The sequence below is a fragment of the Kitasatospora papulosa genome (genome assembly GCF_000717245.1).
In the GTDB taxonomy this organism is placed as follows: Bacteria; Actinomycetota; Actinomycetes; order Streptomycetales; family Streptomycetaceae; genus Streptomyces; species Streptomyces papulosus.
The window spans coordinates 1-2,225 of sequence record NZ_JNYQ01000051.1; the positions used below are offsets into that span (position 1 = coordinate 1).

Sequence of the window (2,225 nt, forward strand, 5' to 3'; positions counted from 1 at the left end):
GTTTTAAACATAACCTTCTTAAAGCTATTCAGGATTTAGTAGTATGGCCAAATCGATTAGCCGACATTGAAAATGAAAGCGTCCTTAACACCTCATTACTTAGAGGGGTAACTCTTTCAGAAATTCATGGACAGTTCGCACGTGTGTTAAATGGTTTGCCAGAATTGTCAGATTTCCACTTTTCATTTAATAGAAAAAGTGCTCCCGGATTCAGTGATTTAACTATACCTTTTGAGGTGACGGTTAATTCTATGCCCAGCACGAACATTCATGCTTTTATCGGGCGGAATGGGTGTGGTAAAACAACAATTTTGAATGGAATGATTGGTGCAATCACCAACCCAGAAAACAATGAATATTTTTTCTCTGAAAATAATAGACTTATCGAGTCAAGAATCCCAAAGGGATATTTTCGATCGCTTGTTTCAGTTTCGTTTAGTGCATTTGATCCTTTTACTCCTCCTAAAGAACAACCTGACCCAGCAAAAGGTACACAATACTTTTATATTGGACTCAAGAATGCTGCCAGCAATAGTTTAAAATCACTAGGCGATCTCCGCTTAGAATTCATTTCAGCATTTATTGGTTGTATGAGAGTAGATAGAAAAAGACAACTCTGGCTTGAAGCTATCAAAAAACTAAGTAGTGATGAAAACTTTTCAAATATGGAACTCATCAGCCTCATTTCTAAATATGAAGAGTTAAGACGTAATGAACCACAGATTCAAGTGGACGATGATAAATTCACTAAATTGTTTTATGACAATATCCAGAAATATCTGCTTCGAATGAGCTCTGGACATGCAATTGTTTTATTTACTATCACAAGATTAGTAGATGTCGTTGGCGAAAAGTCATTAGTTTTATTCGATGAACCAGAGGTTCATCTGCATCCACCTTTGCTCTCTGCTTTTTTACGAACATTAAGCGACTTACTCGATGCACGCAATGGTGTAGCAATAATTGCAACTCATTCCCCAGTAGTACTGCAAGAGGTTCCAAAATCCTGCATGTGGAAAGTCCTACGGTCAAGAGAAGCAATAAATATTATCCGTCCGGATATTGAGACATTCGGTGAGAACTTAGGTGTTTTAACTCGTGAGGTGTTTTTACTTGAAGTGACAAATTCTGGATACCACCACTTATTATCGCAGTCCGTTGATTCAGAGCTTTCTTATGAAACCATTCTAAAAAATTATAATGGTCAGATAGGATTAGAAGGTCGAACCGTTTTAAAAGCGATGATAATGAACAGAGATGAAGGTAAAGTACAATGAAAAAACTACCTCTTCCAGCGAGAACTTATAGCGAAATGCTTAATAAATGCTCGGAAGGTATGATGCAGATAAATGTTAGAAATAATTTCATTACTCACTTCCCCACTTTTTTGCAGAAAGAACAACAATATAGAATATTAAGCTCGACAGGTCAGTTATTTACCTACGACAGGACACACCCTCTTGAGCCTACAACCTTAGTAGTTGGTAACCTGACAAAGGTTAAATTAGAAAAGCTTTATGAAAATAATCTCCGAGATAAAAACAAACCCGCTAGAACATATTACGATGACATGCTTGTTTCATCAGGTGAAAAATGTCCATTTTGTGGTGATATAGGACAGACAAAAAATATAGATCATTTTCTTCCTATTGCACATTATCCTGAATTTTCGGTGATGCCTATTAATTTAGTTCCATCGTGCCGCGACTGCAATATGGGAGAGAAAGGTCAAGTTTTCGCAGTAGATGAGGTACACCAAGCGATTCATCCCTATATCGACAAGGACATTTTTTTTCGTGAGCAATGGGTATATGCAAATTTCGTTTCCGGAACTCCGGGTGCTATCAGTTTTTATGTTGAATGCCCGGCGAACTGGAGGCAGGAAGACAAACACAGAGCTCTTCATCATTTCAAGCTATTAAATATTGCTAACAGGTATCGTTTGGAGGCAGGGAAGCACTTGAGTGAAGTGATTACTCAAAGAAACTCTTTCGTAAAAGTTATAAGGAAATATAGTTCAACCGCAACGTTTCAGCAGCTACAGTCAGAATTTATTGAAGCAAATCTGAAACCTATTATAGATTTGAATGACTTCCCCAATTATTGGAAAAGAGTTATGTATCAGTGCCTAGCAAACTCGGAAGATTTTTTCAGAGGGATCTAGAATATGATGAAAGATAGAAAATTACGACGCTTATCGGAAGTGAACGAATACTTTTTATATG

The 2,225-nt window shown here is 37.1% G+C and carries 2 protein-coding genes; both read left to right on the forward strand.

Features of this window, described 5'->3' with window-relative positions; genetic code table 11:
- Positions 1-1,277: AAA family ATPase (locus IA22_RS36160; protein WP_081889930.1), on the forward strand; the 1,277-nt coding region annotated here is incomplete at its 5' end.
- On the forward strand, positions 1,274-2,164 hold the full coding sequence (locus IA22_RS36165) for an HNH endonuclease signature motif containing protein (RefSeq protein WP_000735931.1): 891 nt from the start codon (positions 1,274-1,276) through the stop codon (positions 2,162-2,164). The genes IA22_RS36160 and IA22_RS36165, both read left to right, overlap by 4 nt.
- Positions 2,165-2,225 lie beyond the last annotated feature (61 nt).